At 64.7% G+C, this 19484-nt stretch carries 16 protein-coding genes and 1 tRNA gene; 13 read left to right on the top strand and 4 right to left on the bottom strand.

Translation table 11 applies throughout. The features are described 5' to 3' along the window. Window positions 1-77 precede the first annotated feature (77 nt). Window positions 78-1025 (bottom strand): cyclase family protein, encoded by a 948-nt coding sequence (locus tag QX108_RS06135; RefSeq protein ID WP_315780439.1) that lies wholly within the window; start codon window positions 1023-1025, stop codon window positions 78-80. A 229-nt stretch (window positions 1026-1254) separates the two neighbouring features. Further along, the gene (locus QX108_RS06130; RefSeq protein WP_315780441.1) at window positions 1255-2145 is read right to left on the bottom strand and encodes a LysR family transcriptional regulator; all 891 of its coding nucleotides are present in this window, start codon (window positions 2143-2145) and stop codon (window positions 1255-1257) included. A gap of 105 nt (window positions 2146-2250) precedes the next feature. Between QX108_RS06130 and QX108_RS06125 the strand changes: the two genes are divergently transcribed. From QX108_RS06125 to QX108_RS06085, 9 genes are all read left to right on the top strand, one after another. After that, a complete protein-coding gene (locus tag QX108_RS06125; protein WP_315780443.1) occupies window positions 2251-3240 on the top strand; it encodes a nitronate monooxygenase in 990 nt (329 codons plus the stop codon). Window positions 3241-3248: 8 nt separating this feature from the next. Then, window positions 3249-4325 carry a nitronate monooxygenase family protein gene (locus QX108_RS06120; protein ID WP_315780444.1) on the top strand — a complete coding sequence of 359 codons (1077 nt, stop codon included), beginning with the start codon at window positions 3249-3251 and terminating at the stop codon, window positions 4323-4325. 120 nt (window positions 4326-4445) lie between these two features. Next, window positions 4446-4733 (top strand): Asp-tRNA(Asn)/Glu-tRNA(Gln) amidotransferase subunit GatC, encoded by a 288-nt coding sequence (gatC, locus tag QX108_RS06115; protein WP_009027600.1) that lies wholly within the window; start codon window positions 4446-4448, stop codon window positions 4731-4733. Between the two features lie 67 nt (window positions 4734-4800). Further along, on the top strand, window positions 4801-5043 hold the full coding sequence (locus tag QX108_RS06110) for a hypothetical protein (RefSeq protein WP_315720549.1): 243 nt from the start codon (window positions 4801-4803) through the stop codon (window positions 5041-5043). Continuing rightward, window positions 5040-6515 carry an Asp-tRNA(Asn)/Glu-tRNA(Gln) amidotransferase subunit GatA gene (gene gatA / locus QX108_RS06105; protein ID WP_315780446.1) on the top strand — a complete coding sequence of 492 codons (1476 nt, stop codon included), beginning with the start codon at window positions 5040-5042 and terminating at the stop codon, window positions 6513-6515. Before QX108_RS06110 ends, gatA begins: the two co-directional genes overlap by 4 nt. Continuing rightward, window positions 6506-6802, top strand: a complete 297-nt coding sequence (locus tag QX108_RS06100; protein WP_315780447.1) for a hypothetical protein — start codon at window positions 6506-6508, stop codon at window positions 6800-6802. The genes gatA and QX108_RS06100 overlap by 10 nt, the downstream gene beginning before the upstream one ends. A gap of 5 nt (window positions 6803-6807) precedes the next feature. Next, window positions 6808-8286: an Asp-tRNA(Asn)/Glu-tRNA(Gln) amidotransferase subunit GatB gene (gene gatB, locus QX108_RS06095; RefSeq protein WP_315780449.1), complete on the top strand. Its 1479-nt coding sequence runs from the start codon at window positions 6808-6810 to the stop codon at window positions 8284-8286. A gap of 1460 nt (window positions 8287-9746) precedes the next feature. Then, the gene (locus tag QX108_RS06090; protein ID WP_172114020.1) at window positions 9747-10013 is read left to right on the top strand and encodes a hypothetical protein; all 267 of its coding nucleotides are present in this window, start codon (window positions 9747-9749) and stop codon (window positions 10011-10013) included. Window positions 10014-10204: 191 nt separating this feature from the next. Continuing rightward, complete coding sequence (locus QX108_RS06085) at window positions 10205-10558, top strand: hypothetical protein (protein ID WP_315720545.1); 354 nt, start codon at window positions 10205-10207, stop codon at window positions 10556-10558. Between the two features lie 141 nt (window positions 10559-10699). On the opposite strand, the gene QX108_RS06080 is transcribed toward QX108_RS06085, so the two are convergent. Continuing rightward, window positions 10700-10793, bottom strand: a tRNA-Ser gene (locus QX108_RS06080). Window positions 10794-11481: 688 nt separating this feature from the next. Between QX108_RS06080 and QX108_RS06075 the strand changes: the two genes are divergently transcribed. Beyond that, window positions 11482-13011 (top strand): porin, encoded by a 1530-nt coding sequence (locus QX108_RS06075; RefSeq protein ID WP_315720544.1) that lies wholly within the window; start codon window positions 11482-11484, stop codon window positions 13009-13011. Between the two features lie 579 nt (window positions 13012-13590). After that, window positions 13591-14685 (top strand): hypothetical protein, encoded by a 1095-nt coding sequence (locus QX108_RS06070; protein ID WP_315720543.1) that lies wholly within the window; start codon window positions 13591-13593, stop codon window positions 14683-14685. Window positions 14686-14763: 78 nt separating this feature from the next. On the opposite strand, the gene QX108_RS06065 is transcribed toward QX108_RS06070, so the two are convergent. Beyond that, a complete protein-coding gene (locus tag QX108_RS06065) occupies window positions 14764-15303 on the bottom strand; it encodes a MarR family winged helix-turn-helix transcriptional regulator (RefSeq protein WP_315720542.1) in 540 nt (179 codons plus the stop codon). 383 nt (window positions 15304-15686) lie between these two features. Here QX108_RS06065 and QX108_RS06060 point away from each other — a divergent pair, with 383 nt between their 5' ends. Continuing rightward, window positions 15687-17216 (top strand): porin, encoded by a 1530-nt coding sequence (locus tag QX108_RS06060; protein WP_172114025.1) that lies wholly within the window; start codon window positions 15687-15689, stop codon window positions 17214-17216. Window positions 17217-17942: 726 nt separating this feature from the next. Next, entirely contained in the window at window positions 17943-19472 is a 1530-nt protein-coding gene (locus tag QX108_RS06055; RefSeq protein WP_315720540.1) for a porin, read from the top strand. Window positions 19473-19484: the final 12 nt, after the last annotated feature.

Genomic DNA, 19484 nt, shown 5'->3' with positions numbered 1-19484 from the left:
CGGTCCAACTCATGGTCAACTTCCCCTCACCCAGCGCTGCGCGCCGAGCTCTCCCCGCCGGGGAGAGGTGAAGCAACCTAGCGGATCGCAATCGGGTTGATGTTGCCCTGGACGCCGCCGCGCCAGCGCGGCTGGCCCAGCACGAACAGGAACTCGTAGCCCTTGTCCTTGGCGAGGTCGGCCGTGTTCATGTTCTCGAGGATATAGGTCCCGTTCATGGCGAGCAGGATCTGGTGCACCTCGAACAGGTTCGACGACTCGAACGGGATGGCCTCGACTCCCCAAGTGTCGGCACCGACCGCGACCACGCCCTTCGAGGTCAGATACTTGGCGCCCTCGACGCCGAGACCCGGCTCGCCCGCGCTGTAGCGCTTGTCGTCCTTGCCGACGAGGCCGAGCCAGCCGGTGTGGAAGATCACGATGTCGCCCTGGCGGATCTCGACGCCCTGTTTCTTGGCGGCCTCCTCGATTTCCTTGACGTTGAACGCGGTGCCTTCCTTGACGACGTCGGTGTTGTAGTAGGCGGCCATGTCGAGCAGCACGCCGCGCGCCACCAGCGGCGGCACCTTCTCGATGCCGAGCTTCTTCAGGCCGGTCGGATCGGCGAAATCGTGCAGCTTGTTGCCGTTGTAGTAGACATGCTCGATGCCGAGATGGCCGAGGCCGTCGAGCTGGCTGCCGACGCCGACCCAGCCTTCGACGATGTCGTCATTGTAGGTCGCCTTGTTCGGGCCAAGACCTGGGATACCAGCCTGTCCCGGCTGCACCACGGTGATCTTGAACGAGCGCGGCGGATACGCGGGGGTCTTGGGATCGATGATCATGCCGAGCGGGTAGGTCTTGCCGGTCTTCACCAGCGAGGCCGCTTTGACCACCAGCTCCGGCGTAATGTAGTTGGCGGCGCCGATCTCGTCGTTCGGCCCCCATTTCGACTTCGTCCAGTCTGCGGGCTTGTCCTGAGCAGTCGCCGTCCCGATCGCACCCATCAAGGCAATCGAGCAGCACAACACGAACGCGTTGCGCATCGCATTTCCTCCGACATGTTGACGTTTGTTGGTTTTCGCGCTGGCCAGCGCCACATCCTAACGTAGTGCAGGAGCGTGCGACAAAGCGTTTTTCGGCTGCGTGCGCTGCACAGCGCCCGAACGTCGCATCGGTCGAAATGGCCGCGCTGCACCGAGGTGCCGGATCATTTCGTACCAAGGAATGTGCTGCGCGCCAGCAATGGCGTGCACAATCTCTGGGCGAGCGGGGTCACGCCGCGATGTCGCGATCCCCGCGGCCAAAGCCATCCATGAAGGCGGACAAGGCGCTGCTGCGATGTCCGGCGCGGCGATGGATGAAGAGCGTCTCGACCTGGGCATGGGATGGATCGAGCGTGTGCAGTCCGATGCTGCCGCTCATCTCATGTCGCGTCACCACCGCGCGCGGCAGCAAGGCGACGCCCATGCCGGCGGCCACGCAGCCGATCATGCCGTCGAGGGTGCCGAGCTCGATGCGGGCCGCCGCCGGCCAGCCGAACGCGTTGAAGACCTGCTCCAGGCGCTGCCGGTAGGTGCAGCCGGCCCTGAACATCAGCGCGGTCGGACCGGAGGCGATCGTTGCCGCGCGCAAGGCCGGCAGGCTTTCGAAGCGCCTGGCCGTCACCAGCACGAGCTCTTCCTCGAAGGCGACCACGCCGGTGAGATCGGGATGATCGATCGGTCCGGCAACGAAGGCGCCATCGAGCGTCCCGTCGAGCACGCCGGCGACGAGCTCGGCTGTTGGCGCCGTGCGCAGGCTCAAGGAGACGGCAGGGAAGCGGCGGTGGAAATCCGCAAGACGCGGCGGCAGGCGCACCGCGGCGGTGGTCTCCATCGAGCCGATCATGAGCGATCCGTTCGGCTCGCCGTCGTCGCGCGCGGCGAGCACGGCTTCGCGGGACAAGGCCGCCAGGCGATCAGCGTAGGGCAGCAGGCGTTGTCCCGCGCCGGTCAATGTCATGCCGCGGCTGTGGCGTTCGAACAATGCTGTGCCGATCTCGGCTTCCAGCGCCTTGATCCGCTGCGTGACATTGGACTGGACGGTGTTCAGGATTTCGGCGGCGCGCGTGATGCCGCCGGCGCGGGCCACGGCGGCGAAGGTCTGCAGGTCGCTCAGTTCCACAGCCGCTCTCCGTTTTGAATCTGCGATGGCAGGGTTCTCAACTATTCATTTTGACAGAATGCTAACCGCGCCTAGGGTTCGCGTCCAGACATCAGGGAAAGGCCGATGCTGAGAACGCCGCTGACGGAGAAGCTCGGCACGATTCATCCGATCCTGCTGGCGCCGATGGACCTGATCGCCGATGCGCGGCTGGTGCGTGCGGTCAGCGAAGCCGGCGGCTTCGGCATTCTCGGTGGCGGCTACGGCAACGGCATCTGGCTTGCGCAGGAAACGGCAAAGCTCAAGCGCCTGAGTGCGCCGTTCGGCATCGGCTTCATCACCTGGTCGCTGGCCCGGCAGCCGGAGTTGCTCGACATCGCGCTGGCGGCGAAGCCTGCGGCGGTGATGCTGTCGTTCGGCGATCCCGCGTGCTTCGCACCCGATATCAAGCAGGCCGGAGCACTCTTGATCTGCCAGGTGCAGGACGAAGCGATGGCGGAGCAGGCGCTCGCCGCGGGAGCCGACATCCTGGTCGCGCAAGGAACCGAAGCCGGCGGCCACGGCGCCTCGCGAACCACGCTCGACATCGTGCCCGCGATCGTCGACCTTGCGGCGGGGCGCGTGCCGGTGGCGGCGGCCGGTGGTCTCGCGGATGGCCGTGGCCTTGCCGCGATGCTCACGCTCGGCGCCGATGGCGTGCTGCTCGGCACGCGGTTCTATGCCAGCCAGGAAGCCGCGGGCGCCGAGGACGCGAAGCGGCGCATCTGCGCTGCGAAATCCGGCGAGACGGTTCGCGGCATCATCTTCGACCTGTCGCGCAACAATGTCTGGCCGGCGCCGTTCACAGGACGATGCCTGATCAACGACCATGCGCGGCGCTGGATGGGGCGGGAGGTCGAATTGCTGCAGCAGGTCGAGCGCGTGTCGGCCGACTATGTCAGGGCAAGGGCCGATGGCAATTTCGATGTCGCCGCCGTCATCGCCGGCGAGGCGGTCGGCCTGATCCATGATATTCCGCCGGCCGGCGAGATCGTCGAGCGGATCGTCGGCGAGGCCACCCGGATCCTGCAGGGGCGGCGCAACGCGACCTGGCTGCCGCGCAACGAAGAAGAGTGAGGTGAACCATGTGGCCCGATCGCCGCTTCCTGGATCTCGTCAAGACCGAGCACCCGATCGTGCTCGCCCCGATGGCCGGCGTGATGGATGCCGATCTCGTCATCGCCGTCGCGCAAGGTGGCGGCCTCGGCTCGCTGCCCTGTGCCATGCTGAGCGCCGACAAGGCCCGCGAGCAGGTCAACATCATCCGCCAGCGCGTCTCTGCGCCGATCAATGTGAACTTCTTCTGCCATACCCCGGTGGAGGCGGATGCTGGCCGCGAGGCCGGCTGGAAGCAGCGGCTCGGCGCGTACTACAAGGAGTACGGCGTGGATCCGGCGGTGCCGGTCACGGCCGCCAACCGCGCGCCGTTCGACGCAGCGATGTGCGCCGTCGTCGAGGAGTTGAGGCCGGAGATCGTCAGCTTTCATTTCGGTCTGCCGGAGGCCGGCCTGCTGGCGCGCGTCAAGGCGACCGGTGCGATGGTGATGGCCTCCGCGACGGTCGTGCGCGAGGCGGTGTGGCTGGAACGGAACGGCGCCGACGTCATCATCGCGCAAGGCGCGGAGGCGGGCGGCCATCGCGGCATGTTCCTGACCGACAAGCTCGCCGAGCAGGTCGGCACCTTCGCGCTGGTGCCCCAGATCGTCGACGCGGTGAAGCTGCCCGTCATTGCTGCCGGCGGCATTGCGGACGCGCGCGGTATTGCCGCTGCGTTCGCGCTCGGCGCCTGTGGCGTTCAGATCGGCAGCGCCTTTCTGCGTTGTCCGGAATCCAAGGTCAGCGCGATCGCGCGCGCCGCGCTCGCGTCCGCCGACGACGAATCGACCGTGATCACCAATGTGATGACCGGGCGGCTCGCCCGCGGCGTCGCCAACCGGGTGATGCGCGAGGTCGGTCCGGTCTCGCCGGACGCACCGGCGTTCCCGCACGCCGCGACCGCGCTGGGGCCGCTCAAGGCCGCCGCGGAGAAGCAGGGCAAGGTCGATTTCACCAATCTCTGGGCCGGGCAGGCGCTGCCGCTGGGCCGCGAGATCCCGGCGGCCGAGCTCACGCGGACGCTGGCCGAACAGGCGCTGGCGCGCCTCGCGCGGATGGCGGGCTGACGCCGTCGGAGACCTCGAGGGCAGGGCGCTGCCCTCGGAAAGTCCAGAGCCTGCCGGTTGCGGCGCGAAACCGGGCTCTGCTATAGGGCGGGTTCACTGTTTCCCGTGAGGCCCTATATAATGTCGGTCGATGCCGCCACCGTCCGCCGGATCGCGCAATTGGCGCGGATCGCTGTCACTGACGCCGAGGTCCCGCATCTGCAGGGCGAGCTCAATGCGATGCTGGCCTTCGTCGAGCAGCTCTCGGAAGTGAATGTCGAGGGCGTCGAGCCGATGACCTCGGTGACGCCGATGGCCATGAAGAAGCGCCAGGACGTCGTCACCGACGGCGATATCGCCGACGACATCGTCAAGAACGCGCCCATGACCGAGAACAACTTCTTTCTCGTGCCGAAGGTCGTGGAATAGCTTGGGGCAGCTCCGCGCACCCGTCGCGCGTGATCCGCTCCTTCAAACCGACAAGCGAGCCAACGCCATGTGCCTGCTCTGCGACGATGAAGCGGCCTACAAGGCCTATATGGATTATCTCGACGCGATGGAGCGGCAGGGCAAGGCCGCCGATCCGGACAAGGCCGTGAACGAGGTGCTCGACCAGCTCCAAGCGGCCAACGCCAACAAGGCGAATACCACCAAGGCGAAGACGAACAAGTTCTTCGCCGACGATGCCGCCGACGACAAGACGCTTTCCCCCTTCTTCTGCAGCCCGATCAACAAATGACCGATTTGACTTCGATGACGCTCGCCGAGGCCCGCAAGGGCCTCGCGGACAAGACTTTCACGTCGCTCGAGCTGACCGACGCCCATCTGAAGGCGATGGAGGAGGCGCGGGCGCTGAACGCGTTCGTGATGGAGACGCCGGACCAGGCGCGCGCGATGGCGCGTGAGGCCGACGCCAAGATCAATAAGGGCGAGGGCGGACCGCTCGCCGGCATTCCGCTCGGGATCAAGGACCTGTTCGCGACCAAGGACGTCCGCACCACCGCGTGCTCGAAGATCCTCGGCAATTTCGTGCCGACCTATGAGTCGACCGTGACCTCGCAGCTGTGGCGCGACGGCGCGGTCATGCTCGGCAAGCTCAACAATGACGAGTTCGCGATGGGCTCGTCGAACGAGACCTCGTATTTCGGCCCGGTCGGCAACCCCTGGCGCCGCGAGGGCTCCAACACCACGCTGGTGCCGGGCGGCTCGTCCGGTGGCTCGGCCTCGGCGGTGGCGGCGCTGCTCTGCATGGGCGCGACGGCGACCGACACCGGTGGCTCGATCCGCCAGCCGGCGGCGTTCACCGCGACCGTCGGCATCAAGCCGACCTATGGCCGCTGCTCGCGCTGGGGCATCGTCGCCTTCGCGTCCTCGCTCGACCAGGCCGGGCCGATCGCGCGCTCGACCCGCGACGCCGCCATCCTGCTGCGCTCGATGGCCGGGCACGATCCGAAGGACACGACCTCGGTCGATCTCCCTGTGCCGGACTATGAGGCTGCCATCGGCAAGTCCGTGAAGGGCATGAAGATCGGCATTCCCAAGGAGTATCGGCTCGACGGCATGCCGGCCGAGATCGAAAAGCTCTGGAGCGAGGGCGCGGCGTGGCTCAAGGCGGCCGGCGCCGAGCTGGTCGAGGTGTCGCTGCCGCACACCAAATACGCGCTCCCGGCGTATTACATCGTGGCGCCGGCGGAGGCGTCCTCGAACCTCGCCCGTTACGACGGCGTCCGCTACGGCCTGCGCGTGCCCGGCAAGTCGATCGGCGAGCTGTACGAGAACACCCGCGCCGAAGGGTTCGGCGCGGAGGTGCGGCGCCGCGTCATGATCGGCACCTATGTGCTGTCGGCCGGCTATTACGACGCCTATTACATCCGGGCGCAGAAGGTTCGCACCCTGATCAAGAAGGATTTTGAGGACTGCTTCGCCAAGGGCGTGAGCGCGATCCTGACGCCGGCGACGCCGTCGGCTGCCTTCGGCATCGGCGAGAAGGGCGGCGCCGACCCGGTCGAGATGTATCTCAACGACATCTTCACGGTGACCGTGAACATGGCCGGCCTGCCGGGCATCGCGGTGCCCGCCGGCAAGGACGCGCAGGGGCTGCCGCTCGGGCTGCAGCTGATCGGCCGTCCGTTCGACGAGGAGACGCTGTTCTCGCTCGGCGAGGTCATCGAGCAGGCGGCGGGCCGCTTTACGCCGGTCCGGTGGTGGTAGGCGTCGCCGACTTCAAGACGAGCCTCGCGGGCGATAAGCCCGCGACCGGGCTCACGCCCGTGCTGACCGGCCTGTGGTGGCTGGCAAAGGGCGATTGGGACCGGGCGCACCGGATCATCCAGGACGAGACCGGCCGCGACGCGGCCTGGGCACACGCGCATCTGCATCGCGTCGAGGGCGATCTCGGCAATGCGGCCTATTGGTACCGCCAGGCCGGGCAGCCGGTCGCGACCGATGCGTTGGATATCGAATTCGAGCGGATCGTCTCCGCGCTGATGGGGAGTTGAGGGCCATGACGGCAACCAGCGGCAAGCTGATGAAGGGCGCAACAGGCGACTGGGAGGTCGTGATCGGCATGGAGATCCACGCCCAGGTCACCTCGAAGTCGAAACTGTTCTCGGGCGCGTCCACCGCCTTTGGCGGCGATCCCAATACCCATGTGTCGCTGGTCGACGTCGCAATGCCCGGCATGCTGCCGGTGATCAACGAGGAGTGCGTGCGCCAGGCCGTGCGCACCGGGCTCGGCCTGAACGCCAAGATCAACCTGCGCTCGGTGTTCGACCGCAAGAACTATTTCTATCCGGACCTGCCGCAGGGCTACCAGATCAGCCAGTACAAGGACCCGATCGTGGGCGAGGGCGAGATCACGGTCGAGCTCGACGGCGGCAAGACCGCCACTGTTGGCATCGAGCGCCTGCACATCGAGCAGGACCCCGGCAAGATGCTGCACGACCAGTCGCCGTCGCTGTCCTATATCGACTACAACCGCTGCGGCGTGGCGCTGATGGAGATCGTCTCCAAGCCCGACATCCGCGATGCCGAGCAGGCCAAGGCCTACGTGACCAAGCTGCGCTCGATCATGCGCTATCTCGGCACCTGCGACGGCGACATGGAGAAGGGAAGCTTGCGCGCCGACGTGAACGTCTCCGTGCGCAAGCCGGGCGGGCCGCTCGGCACCCGCTGCGAGATCAAGAACATCAACTCGATCAGCTTCATCGGCCAGGCGGTGGAGGCCGAGGCGCGGCGCCAGATCGAGATCATCGAGGACGGCGGCGTCATCGAGCAGGAAACCCGCCGGTTCGATCCCGACAAGGGCGAGACGCGGTCGATGCGCTCCAAGGAGGAGGCGCATGATTACCGTTACTTCCCGGACCCGGACCTGCTGCCGCTGGAGTTCTCACAGTCCTTCGTCGACGAGCTGAAGGCGGCGCTGCCGGAACTGCCGGACCAGAAGAAGGCGCGCTTCATCGCGGATTTCGGCCTGTCGTCCTACGACGCCTCGGTGCTGGTCGCCGAGCGCGAGAGCGCGGCCTTCTATGAAGGCGTGCTGGAGGCGCTGTCAGACCGCGCGCGCGACGGCAAGCTCGCCGCCAACTGGGTGATCAACGAGCTGTTCGGCCGTCTCAACAAGGAAGGCCGCGACATCTCGTCCTCTCCGGTGTCGGCGTCCCAGCTCGCCGCCATCGTCGCGCTGATCGGCGAGGGGACGATCTCCGGCAAGATCGCCAAGGACCTGTTCGAGATCGTCTGGAGCGAGGGCGGCGATCCGCGCGAGCTCGTCGAGAGCCGCGGCATGAAGCAGGTCACCGACCTTGGCGCGATCGAGAAGGTGGTCGACGAGATCATCGCCGCCAATCCGGAGAAGGTCGCGCAGGCCAAGGCGAAGCCGCAGCTCGCCGGCTGGTTCGTCGGTCAGGTGATGAAGTCGTCGGGCGGCAAGGCCAACCCGCAGGCGGTCAACGATCTCCTGAAGAGCAAGCTCGGCATCTGAAACGACCATCGCTTGTCTTCGTTCCGACGGCGCGCACCACGATGCGCGCCGTTTTCGTTTGGGCTCGCGTCCAGCGAATCGCCGCACGCGATTCGCAAAAAAGCCACCGTTCGCGAGCGATCGAACGCGCACGACGGTGTGTACGATGAAAATTTTTTCGTTGCCAAATTTTACGACTCGGAGTCCGCGAGCGGCTCCTCCGATGTGAGTCTGCGCGGCGCAACGGAGTTGTCGCCGCTGCCGCGTTGTCTAGCAGCAATTCAGGAAATCCTTGCAGCGTAGGCTTTTCTTGCGATCGCTATTAGTAGCAGGCTCGCCGTTGCGCCGACGCGAGATCGCGTTTCCGATGGCGACCGTCGTGCTGCTTCGCGCGTTTCGCCAGCCGTACACGCGCGCGCGTGTCAACACTTCCTTAAGCCGGAAGCTGTTTTTTTTCACTCGTTGGTGTATCGATATGGAGTGCATCTCGATTCCCGAGTGCACGCATCGACTAAGCCAACTCACATCGGAGGGCAACATGGCCAAGAAAGCGAAGAAGGCGAAGAAGGCAGTGAAGAAGGTCGCGAAGACCGCGGCGAAGAAGACTGCCAAGAAGACCAAGAAGGTCGCCAAGAAGAAGTAACTCTCGCAGTCCGCTGCGAGATGAGTCCGGCAGCTTGAAGCCGGCACGTCGTTGGAACGAAGGGACGCGCAGCTCGTTCAGAGCCGGCGGATCCCCTTAGGCTCCAATCGACGATAGAGGGTGTCGGCGAGACATCAGGTCAACGGTCGGATCGAACTCCAAGGCAGCCTTGCTGCGGCGGGACGGTCCGGCAGAAGAAACAGGATTTCTTCGTTCGGTGCAGATCGCGTTTCCGGTCTGCAATCTCACGAGCGGCTCACGGGCCAGAGTGAGATCTGATCCTGACGTGTTCGCCGACGCCCTCGATCCCGGCACAGCGCCGGAGGGCGGCCCTGTCCGACACTCTCCTCCATTACTCTCTCCGACTGCTTTTCATCCCATGTAGCTGACGCGCTACACGGCGTTGGCTGAGTTGCGCCTCGGACGGCGTGAGCGAAGGCGCGGTCCTTGTTGGCGTCGAGTCGTTGTCTTGCGGGGATCGATCGGGACGTTGTCTCGGGCCTCGTCCATCAGCTGGCTCGGCGTTGCCCATGCCGTCGGTTGCAACGGCCGCAACATCGCGTTTCGCGGATGGTTAGAGGTTTGCCAAACAGAACGGTAAACCGATCTTTCCCACCTTGAAAAATCCCATCTGAATCAAGCGTTTGAGCTTCGGCCCGGAAGATCGGTCGCTTTGCGTTCAGGCTTCCTTCAGCACGATGTTTAAACTGCCTTTCAAACTTGATCCGCATCCTTCGCGCATAAGCCGTCAAACGGCATGGGGACTAACCAGGCGTTGAACAGTTGGACGGGGGCTGCGCTCCAAGGGAGCCGCCTCCTGGTGAGAAGGAGAGCGACGATGTTTCAGGGACAACTCAATTTCGTTGACGTGACCACCGCCGAGCAGGGCGCCAATGGCGACGTGCTGTTCGAACTCGGCATGCTCTATGCGAGCGGTCGTGACGGCGTGGTCGATCTGGTGGCCGCGCACAAATGGTTCAACCTCGCCGCCCTCAAGGGGCGTGTCGATGCGGCGGCGATGCGCCGTGAGGTCGCCGAGCAGATGTCGGACGCCGACATCGCTGCTGCGCAGCGCGAGGCGCGCGCCTGGATGAGCGCGCGCTGATCATGCAATGCCGTGGCTGTCCGGCCTCGCGCCTCGGAGAGGTGCAGAGCGAGGCCGGCGCCGGGCCCCTGCGGTGAGCGGATCCGGTCGCCGGGAATCGACTGAGATCCACATCCGCGACCAAGCCTCGTCGAGCGCCCACAAATCTCCTATCTGTCGTCGCAGGTGGCGCAGGAAGCGGGATGTTGTGAATGGGCCAGGCGCGGCGACAGCCGAGACGGCAAGAGCTGATCGACTGCCATGACTGCGGGAACGGCGTATCGTTCAGCGCGGTGGCGTGTCCGCATTGCGGGTCGACCGAGCCGGCCGGGCCTGCGGTGCAGAGCCGGCGCGAGTTGCAGCGCTTGCGGATCGAGGCCGCCAACGACCGGCGTCTCGTCGTGGTGACCGCGCTGTGCGCCGGTCTCGGCACATTATATGGTGCGGTGATGGGAGCAGGGGGCGCAGCGTCCTGGTGGGCGGCGCTCGGCTACGGCTTCGTCGGCGCCGTCATCGGCGTGCCCGCCGCCTTCGTGATCAACATCAGCCGCAGCCTGTTCGACTGAGGCGCGCACGGCCCGACGAAGATCGTGCGACGATGGCCGGTGTCGGAACGGGCGAACAATCGATGGAGATGGTGCCGCACCAGCCCTTGTCGCCAAGGGGACACATGGCAGAGACGGGACAGACGGCAGAGGCAGGTCACATGGCGGAGACGGAGGGATTCGAACCCTCGATAGGGCTTTACAACCCTATAACGGTTTAGCAAACCGCCGCCTTCAGCCACTCGGCCACGTCTCCGGCGAGCGTCGGTATGCCCGACGACGCGCCGAGCCGCAAGCGGCAGATTGCAGCTGGTTCGAAATCCTCACAGCTGCGCAGCCCTCATCGATAATGTTCGGCGACTTTGTCTGTGGAGCGTGCGCCGGCGGCCGCGGTCGCCGGCAATCCTCCCGCCGTCGCGACGAGTTCAACTCTGCGCTCAAGACCGCTTGGGTCGGGCTGATGCAGAATCGCCACACCCCGTCGGTGCTGCCCCGAATCTCAGGCATTTCCGGCCCGAGATGGTGCCCGCGGCGCCCGACTTGCGCCATTTCCTGGCTGGGGAGTGTGTCCGGGCATAAGCACCCAAAAATGCGCTGTCAAAAAACAGTAATATAAACAGTCTCTTAGGCGATCCCGCAGAACCACGGTTCCGTGCCTTTTGTGCAACACCGTTCCAAAAAGGCGCCTGCTGACGGCCGCAATGATGGTTCCTTTGTTGCGTGTGCAAAGGCGTTCGGTAATTCTGCTCGCACGACGAAGGGGGGCATCCCGACGTCGTCCCGTTTCAGGTCGTTCGCTCAAGTCCCTCGCGTCATGCGGGTGTGTCCGATAGCGCGAAGCGGCTGAGCGACGGGTCGAAAGGGATCAGGACCAACCTCGAGGGTGTCTCACACCCAGCGGACTCGGAACCTTCCCTGACTGAGCAACTTGGAGGTTTAACACTATGAACACGATCAAGAGCCTCGTCCTTGGCTCGGCGGCAGTTCTCGTCGCCATGTCCGGGGCCCAGGCAGCTGACCTTCCGATCAAGGCCAAGGCGGTCGAGTATGTGAAGGTCTGCTCGCTGTACGGCGCCGGCTTCTACTACATCCCCGGCACCGACACCTGCATCAAGCTCGGCGGCTATCTCCGCGCGGAGGCGTCGTTCGCCAGCAACGGTCAGTACAACAACGCCGTCAACGGCGTTTCGGGCGGCAACAACCGCCACAGCAACTACTACTACAGCCGCGCTCGTCAGGACCTCAACATCGACACGCGCACCGCGACCGAGTACGGCGTGGTTCGTACCTATGCCGACCTGACGTTCACCTGGACCAGCGGCACCTACGCCGGCTCGGGCTCGGCGACCGGCGCGACCGCCTACTCGACGGCCGGCGCTCCTGGCGCTCAGGCCGACGGCAACATCGCGCAGGGCGGCGTTGGCGTGTACTACGCCTTCATCCAGTTCGCCGGCTTCACGATGGGTAAGGCCGTGTCGCAGTTCGACGCGCCCTGGACCAACTACCCGGGCAACAACTTCGACGGCCTGTGGGGCGGCGGCGGCACCGTGACCGGTGTCAACCAGTTCACCTACACCGCCGACTTCGGCTCGGGCATCACGGCGGCGATCTCGGCGCAGGATCAGACGGCGTACTACCAGACCAACCTCTGGAACGTCTCGGGCATCACCGCTGCCAGCATCATCGGCGGCGCCTACGGCACCAACTCGTACGGCGGCAACGTCGCTCCGGACATCGTCGGCATGGTCCGCGTCGACCAGGCCTGGGGTCTGTTCCAGGCGTCGTTCGCGGCTCATGACAACCACACCGGCTACTACGGTGCGGCGGAGACCTCCGGTCACCCGGCTGACAAGTGGGGCTGGGCTGCTCAGCTGGCCTTGTCGATCAAGAACATCCCGACCGGCCCCGGCGACAGCATCAACATCCAGGGTGTCTACACCAACGGTGCGAGCCGCTACAACGCTCAGAGCCTGGTGCCGACCTCCTACGCGATGTACGGCGGCAGCAGCACGGCTGGCGTCTACGGTACGCTCGGCTTCGCCGGCGTGAGCGACTCGGTGTTCGTCACGGGCGGTGAGCAGCAGCTGACCACCACCTACGGCTTCCGCGGTGCTTACACGCACAACTGGAGCCCGACCTGGAACTCGGCGATCTACGGTTCGTGGGCTGCCGTGTCCTACAACAACACTGCCAAGGGCCTGATCTGCGGCAGCGCGGCGATGGGTGCGATCGCGGGCGCAGGCTTCACCTGCAACCCCGACTTCAACATCTCCTCGCTGGGTCTGATCACCCGCTGGACTCCCGTCAAGAACCTGACCTTCTCGGCGGACGTTGCCTGGACCAACCTGGACCAGAAGTACTCGGGCAACATCGTTTCCCCGGCCACGAGCGCAACCTCGAAGCCGGCTGCGACCTACCAGCTCAAGGACCAGAACTCGGTCTCCTTGCTGCTCCGCGCTCAGCGCAACTTCTGATCCCGATCGACAGATTGGGTTCGAGAGCCCCCGGCAGGAAACTGCCGGGGGTTTTTCGTTGTGCCATCACGGCCGTGTCGGACAGCGGTGCTTGGTTCGATGACAGAACAATCATCCGGCAAACACATAGTGGAACGGCAGTCGGAGCTGCCGATGCACTGCGGATTGAAGGCAGTCCGGCACTCGGCAGCGGGTCGGTATTTTTTTTCAAAAGGGTGTTGAAAACAGATGAGTTGATAAGCTAATTTCTTAAAGTCATGAAATGATGTGTTCCTGACGAGGACTTCACTGCCGATTCAAGCTTGAAGACGTCTATGTTGAACCTCCCGAAGCCTCTGGCGATGCCCCGCTGGAGGCTTCTCTACCTCGTCTCGTGATCCTCCTGTGACCGGCACCGCCTGTTGGCGTGCTCCCTTCTGATCGTTGGCTAACGCGCTCGCGGACAGCGGCGTGCTGCCACGGTTCCGCCATGCGGCTAAAAATCCTCTCTTGTCGTCTTGACCAGGAAATCCCGGATCGTCACTCTGACAATCAGATGACGGGCCCTGACACCGTCACGTAGTGGGAAAACGGTCCAAGATGAGTTCGGAAGGCTCGGCGGGAGTACTGCGTCCGTGGTCCGACCAGGACGATCTGGCAGATGCGATCACGCGTCTGTTGGAAGCGCGTCCGGGTGGCCGCCTCGATTTGGCTGAATGTCTGGCTGTCGCGCGGCGAATCGACCGCAACGACGAGGACTCCTGGTATCGCGAGTGGATGCAGTGCGCGGATACGATGCGGGCGGCGGCCGGCGGCGCGTTGAAGGAGGGGCAGCTCCAGACCGCATTTCGCAAATGGTCGCGGGCCGTTGATTGCTATGAGGCCGCGGCCTGTCCGCTCAGTGGCTCTCACTCCCGTCAGACCGCCGTGCTCGCCCGCATGCGGGAATGCGCGCGTGACTTCCTCCGCTGCGCCGAGCCGCAAGGCGAGGTCGTCACGATTCCCTGGCGGACCGACTATCCTCTCGAAGCCTATTTTCTCCCGGCACCAGGCGATGGGAGGAGGGCGCCCACCCTCATCTGCATCGGTGAGCCCGGTCGGCGCAAGGAAACATCGCTGTTCAGGCTCGCGGCGCATGCCGAACAGCGCGGCCTGGCGCTGCTCGTCGTCGACCTCTTGGGGGCCGGACCGGACTGTCGTTTCGAGGAGATCGTCGGCCGTCGCGATCTCGAATCGGCGATCGCGAGCGTGACGGACTACGTGACGTCGCGCGATGACGTGGACGAGGCGCGGATTGCGATTCTCGCCGACGACTGGAGCTCGTCCTTCGTCGCGCGCGGAATCGCGCTGGATCCGCGCTATGCCGCCGCAGTTTGCGACGCCGGGCTGTGGGACATTCACGAGCGCGTCTTCCTGTCGCGCCGCCTCGCTGCGAGCGAGCGGGGCAGAATGTCCATCGCGAGCGATGGCCTGGCGGCGCGGCAGATCATGTGTCCGCTGCTGGTGACGGTGCCGGAGCGTGGCTGGTTGCGGGCCGACATCGCGGCCCGGCTGATTGCGCAGATCAAGCGCGAGCACCCGGATATCACGCTGAAGATATTCCCGGGTGAGGGCGCGGATTCGCTCGAGGCGGACGTCTTCGTCTTCGACTGGATCGCCAGGCGGCTGGCCGAGTCTCCGCGGCGACCAGGCTGAGCCCGCGGACACCTCATTCCGACGCAGCAGCACCGCGCCCTTCGGGCGGGGTGCGAACGGCCTCGTCTCAGGCTGGCTTCAGAGGCCCATCGAGAGCCGGGCGCTGGCCTTTTCGAAACGCTCCTTGAGGCCTGCGAGCTTGTCCGTGAAGGTGGCGAGCTCCGGTGCGTCGAACTCCTCGAAGATGAAGCTGAAGATCTGGAGCTGCTGAGCTTCCAGCTCGGCGAACTGATCCGAGGTCTTGCTCGTCAACGACATCAGGACCACCCGGGCATCGTTGGAGGCCGGCCTGCGCAGCATGAAGCCCTTCTTCTCGAGCAGCTTCGATTGCGTCGTGACGAAGGAGGGGTCGACGTGTAGCCGCTTGGCGGCCGCATTCACGGCGACACCCTCGCCCCGATCCAGCTCGGCGATCGCCATCAGAATCATCCACTGCGGACCGCTGATGCCGATCCTCTTGGCCCAGAAATACCGCAGCTCCTCCAGATGGACGTTGATCGTGGCGATCTCTCTGGCGAAGCGGATGATGGCGTCGCGATTCTTCGGCGGATGCTCGGCAGTTTGCGGTTGCGCGGCCGCTTCCACAGGTGCGGCAGAGGTATTGTTCAAGGGCGCCATTGCTCAAGAGTTCCAGGACGAAGCCAGACCCTAAAGAAAAAAAATCCGCAACAAAATCACTTATCTAGGAGGTCATCCCTGTTCGTCCTTGCGGTGCACAGCAAGCTGCCTCGGTGTTGCCCTCAAGACACATTTCGGCTTCATTCAATTACCTGACTGCATAAACTATTTTGCTTACCGAATGAGCGAAGGCATAGTTCCTGACGACGGTGGGGGGTTACTCGATCGTCCCGTGACAGGTGGTTCGCTTAAGTCCCTCGCGTGACGCGGGTGTGTCCGAGAGCGCGAAGCGGCTGAAGCGGTTTTTTCGGGAGCGGAGGAAGCGGGTCGTCCTGGGGGATCTTGATCCGGTTCTTCTTCAAAAGAGCAACTTGGAGGTTTAAATGAAGACGGTTAAGAGCCTTGTCCTCGGCTCGGCGGCGGTGCTGCTCGCCATGTCCGCGGCTCAGGCGGCCGACCTTCCGATCAAGGCCAAAGCGGTCGAGTATGTGAAGGTTTGCTCCCTGTACGGTGCGGGCTTCTACTACATCCCCGGCACCGACACCTGCATCAAGCTCGGCGGCTATCTGCGCGGCGATGTGGCGGTCGGCACCAACAGCGACTTCAACGGCACGTTCAACGGCCAGGGTGGCGCGCACAACCGCCTCAGCAACTACTACACCACCCGCGCTCGTCAGGACATCAACATCGACACGCGCACGGCGACCGAGTACGGCGTGGTCCGTACCTTCGCTGACATCACCTTCAGCTGGACCTCGGGCGGCTACGCCGGCACGGGTTCGGCGACCGGTGCGACGTCGTACTCGACCGCAGGCGCTCCGGGCGCTCAGGCCGACGGCAACATCGCGCAGGGTTCGATCGGCGTGTACTATGCCTTCATCCAATTCGCCGGCTTCACGATGGGTAAGGCCGTGTCGCAGTTCGACACGCCCTGGACCAACTATCCGGGCAACAACTTCGACGGTCTCGCCGGCGGCGGCGGCACGGTCACTGGCGTCAATCAGCTGAGCTACACCGCTGACTTCGGCTCCGGCATCACGGCCACCGTTTCGGCCCAGGATGCGACTGCCTACTACCAGAACAACCTCTGGAACGTGGCAGGCTCGACGGCGGCTGGCGTGATCGGTGGTGCTTACGGCACCAGCGCCTACGGCGGCAACGTTGCTCCGGACTTCGTCGGTATGGTCCGTGTCGACCAGGCCTGGGGTCTGTTCCAGGCGTCGTTCGCGGCGCATGACAACCACGTCGCCTACTACGGCGCGTCGGAGACCTCCGGCCACCCGGCTGACAAGTGGGGCTGGGCGGCTCAGCTGGCTCTGTCGATCAAGAACATCCCGACTGGACCGGGTGACACGATCAACATCCAGGGCGTCTACACCAACGGTGCGAGCCGCTACAACATCCAGAGCCTGATGCCGAACAACTACGCGATGTACGGCAGCTCCGGCCTGGCTGGCGCCTATCAGAGCATCGGCTTCGCTGGCCTCGGCGACTCGGTCTTCACGACCGGTGGCGAGCAGCAGCTGACCACGACCTACGGTATGCGCGGTGCGTACACCCACAACTGGAACCCCGCCTGGAACACTGCGATCTACGGATCCTGGGCTGCCGTCCGTTACAACGGCACTGCCAAGGGCCTGATCTGCACCAGCCCCGGCGTGGTTGCGACCTTCAACGCGGGTTCGACCTGTAATCCTGACTTCGATCTGGCCACCGTCGGCCTGATCACGCGCTGGACCCCGGTCAAGAACCTGACCTTCTCGGCCGACTTCGCCTACTCCTGGCTCGACCAGAAGCACTCGGGTTCGGTCACGGCTCCGGCCGCTGGTACCGTTGCCAAGCCGGCTGCGGTTTACGAGCTGAAGGACCAGACCTCGGCTGTGCTGCTGCTCCGCGCTCAGCGCAACTTCTGATCCAGATCGTCTGACGACGGTTTGACCGACCCCCGGCAGGCAACTGCCGGGGGTTTTTCTTGGGCCGAACCACTGCTCCAATGGACTCGCCAGGGTGAGCGTGGTGCATTCCGGTCCCGTCATGTCCTGCACGGGCATCATCTCCGTCGAACCACCTCCACCGGACGTGCCTGATGGCATCGTCGGGCAGCGCGGTCTTCTCCGACGACCTTCACATCCAATTGCGCATTCGCGTCTGTCTGGTGACCGCTCGTCTCAAAGATGCGTGAAGGCGGCCGCGTGACCCATTGGCTGCGAAATCGTCGATCGATCGCAAATCCAATCCGGACGAAATCGACCTTGATGAGTCGCGGGAGCGCCGACCGGTAGCTTCCGATGCGTGGGCCGCCACAGTTTCCTAAATCCGCGACTCGTTCTCAAACCCGATCCGAGACCGTTGCGCTTCAGTCCTGCCATTCATCCGACGCAGACAAGGCGGCTCGGATCGCCGCCCACACATTGTTATGGGGCGCGCGGTCGAGCCGTGCGGTGCCCCCGCGTCGCCATAAGCATGGTCCGGCGCGTCACGAGAATGGTCCGATAAAACACGAAAAATGCCTCCGGATCGTTCCGAGTGAAACGCTATGCGCGGGCAGTGTGAAGTCGCTGGAGACGAGCCGACTCGCCGAGTGGGGACATTCGCCCCTGCTTCAGGGGTGGTCTGACGTGAGCAATTTGGAGGTTAGTATGATGACTGTGAGGAGCCTTGTTCTGGGCTCAGCGGCGGCGTTGCTCGCCATGAGTGGGGCTCAGGCAGCCGACCTTCCGATCAAGGCCAAAGCGGTCGAGTATGTGAGGGTCTGCTCGATGTACGGCGCGGGGTTCTTCTACATCCCGGGCACCGACACCTGCATCAAGCTCGGCGGCTTCCTGCGTGCCGAGGTGGCCTTCGGTACCAATACGATCTTCCAGAACGCCGTGAACGGCGTCGCCGGCGGACGCAATCGTCTCAGCAACTACTACACGACACGCTCGCGCGCGGACCTCAACATCGACACCCGCACCGCGACCGAATATGGCGTCGTGCGCACCTTCTTCGATGGTGTATTCCAATGGACCGGGGGCAGCTACGCCGGGACGGGCTCGCCGACGGGCGCGACGGCCTATTCGACGGCGGGCGCGCCCGGAGCGCAGGCCGACGGCAACATCGCGCAAGGCGGGATCGGTGTGTTCTATGCCTTCATCCAGTTCGCCGGCTTCACGATGGGTAAGGCCGTGTCGCAGTTCGACGCGCCCTGGGCCAACTATCCCGGCAACAATTTCGACGGTCTGACCGGCGGCGGCGGCACCATCACGGGCGTCAACCAGTTCACCTACACCGCCGACTTCGGCTCGGGCATCACCGCGGCGATATCGCTCCAGGACGCGACGCAGTACTCGCAGTCGCAGATCTGGAATACGGCGGGCCAGACGGCCGCCGGCGTGATCACCGGTGCCTACGGCACGTCGAACTTCGGCGGCAATGTTGCGCCGGACATCGTCGGCATGGTGCGCGTCGACCAGGCGTGGGGCCTGTTCCAGGCCTCCTTTGCGGCGCACGACAACCACGCCGGCTTCTTCGGCGCGAACGAGACCACCGGGCATCCGGCCGACAAATGGGGCTTTGCCGGTCAGCTCGCTCTCTCGGTCAAGAACATCCCGACCGGTCCTGGCGATACCATCAACGTCCAGGGCGTCTACACCAATGGTGCCAGCCGCTACAACTTCCAGAGCCTCTCGCCGATCAACTACGCGATGTATGGCGGCAGCAACATGGCCGGCGCTTATCAGAGCCTCGGCTTCGCCGGCGTGTCTGATTCGGTGTTCGGGGCGGGCACCCAGCAGCAGCTGACCACGACCTACGGCGTCCGCGGCGCCTTCACCCACAATTGGGACTCGTTCTGGAATACGGCGGTCTACGGCTCCTGGAGCGCCGTCAGGTACAACGCCACGGCGAAGGGCCTGATCTGCAACGGCGCCGGCATGGTCGCTCTCGGCATCGTCGGTGCGAACTGCAACCCGGACTTCAACGTCTCGACGCTGGGTGTGATCACGCGCTGGACGCCGGTCAAGAATCTGACCTTCTCGGCGGACGTGGCCTGGACCCGGCTGGACCAGAAGTTTGCCGGCGTCGCCAATGCGCCCGCGGCTGCGGCGGTCGCCAAGCCGGCCACCACCTATCAGCTGAAAGACCAGGACTCGGTCTCGCTGCTGCTCCGCGCCCAGCGCAACTGGTGATGAGAGGCGAGT

Source organism: Bradyrhizobium sp. SZCCHNR1002, from assembly GCF_032381435.1.
Lineage (GTDB): Bacteria > Pseudomonadota > Alphaproteobacteria > Rhizobiales > Xanthobacteraceae > Bradyrhizobium > Bradyrhizobium aeschynomenes.
The sequence above is the reverse complement of the archived record's forward strand: the minus strand, read 5'-3'. Positions and strand labels throughout refer to the sequence as shown.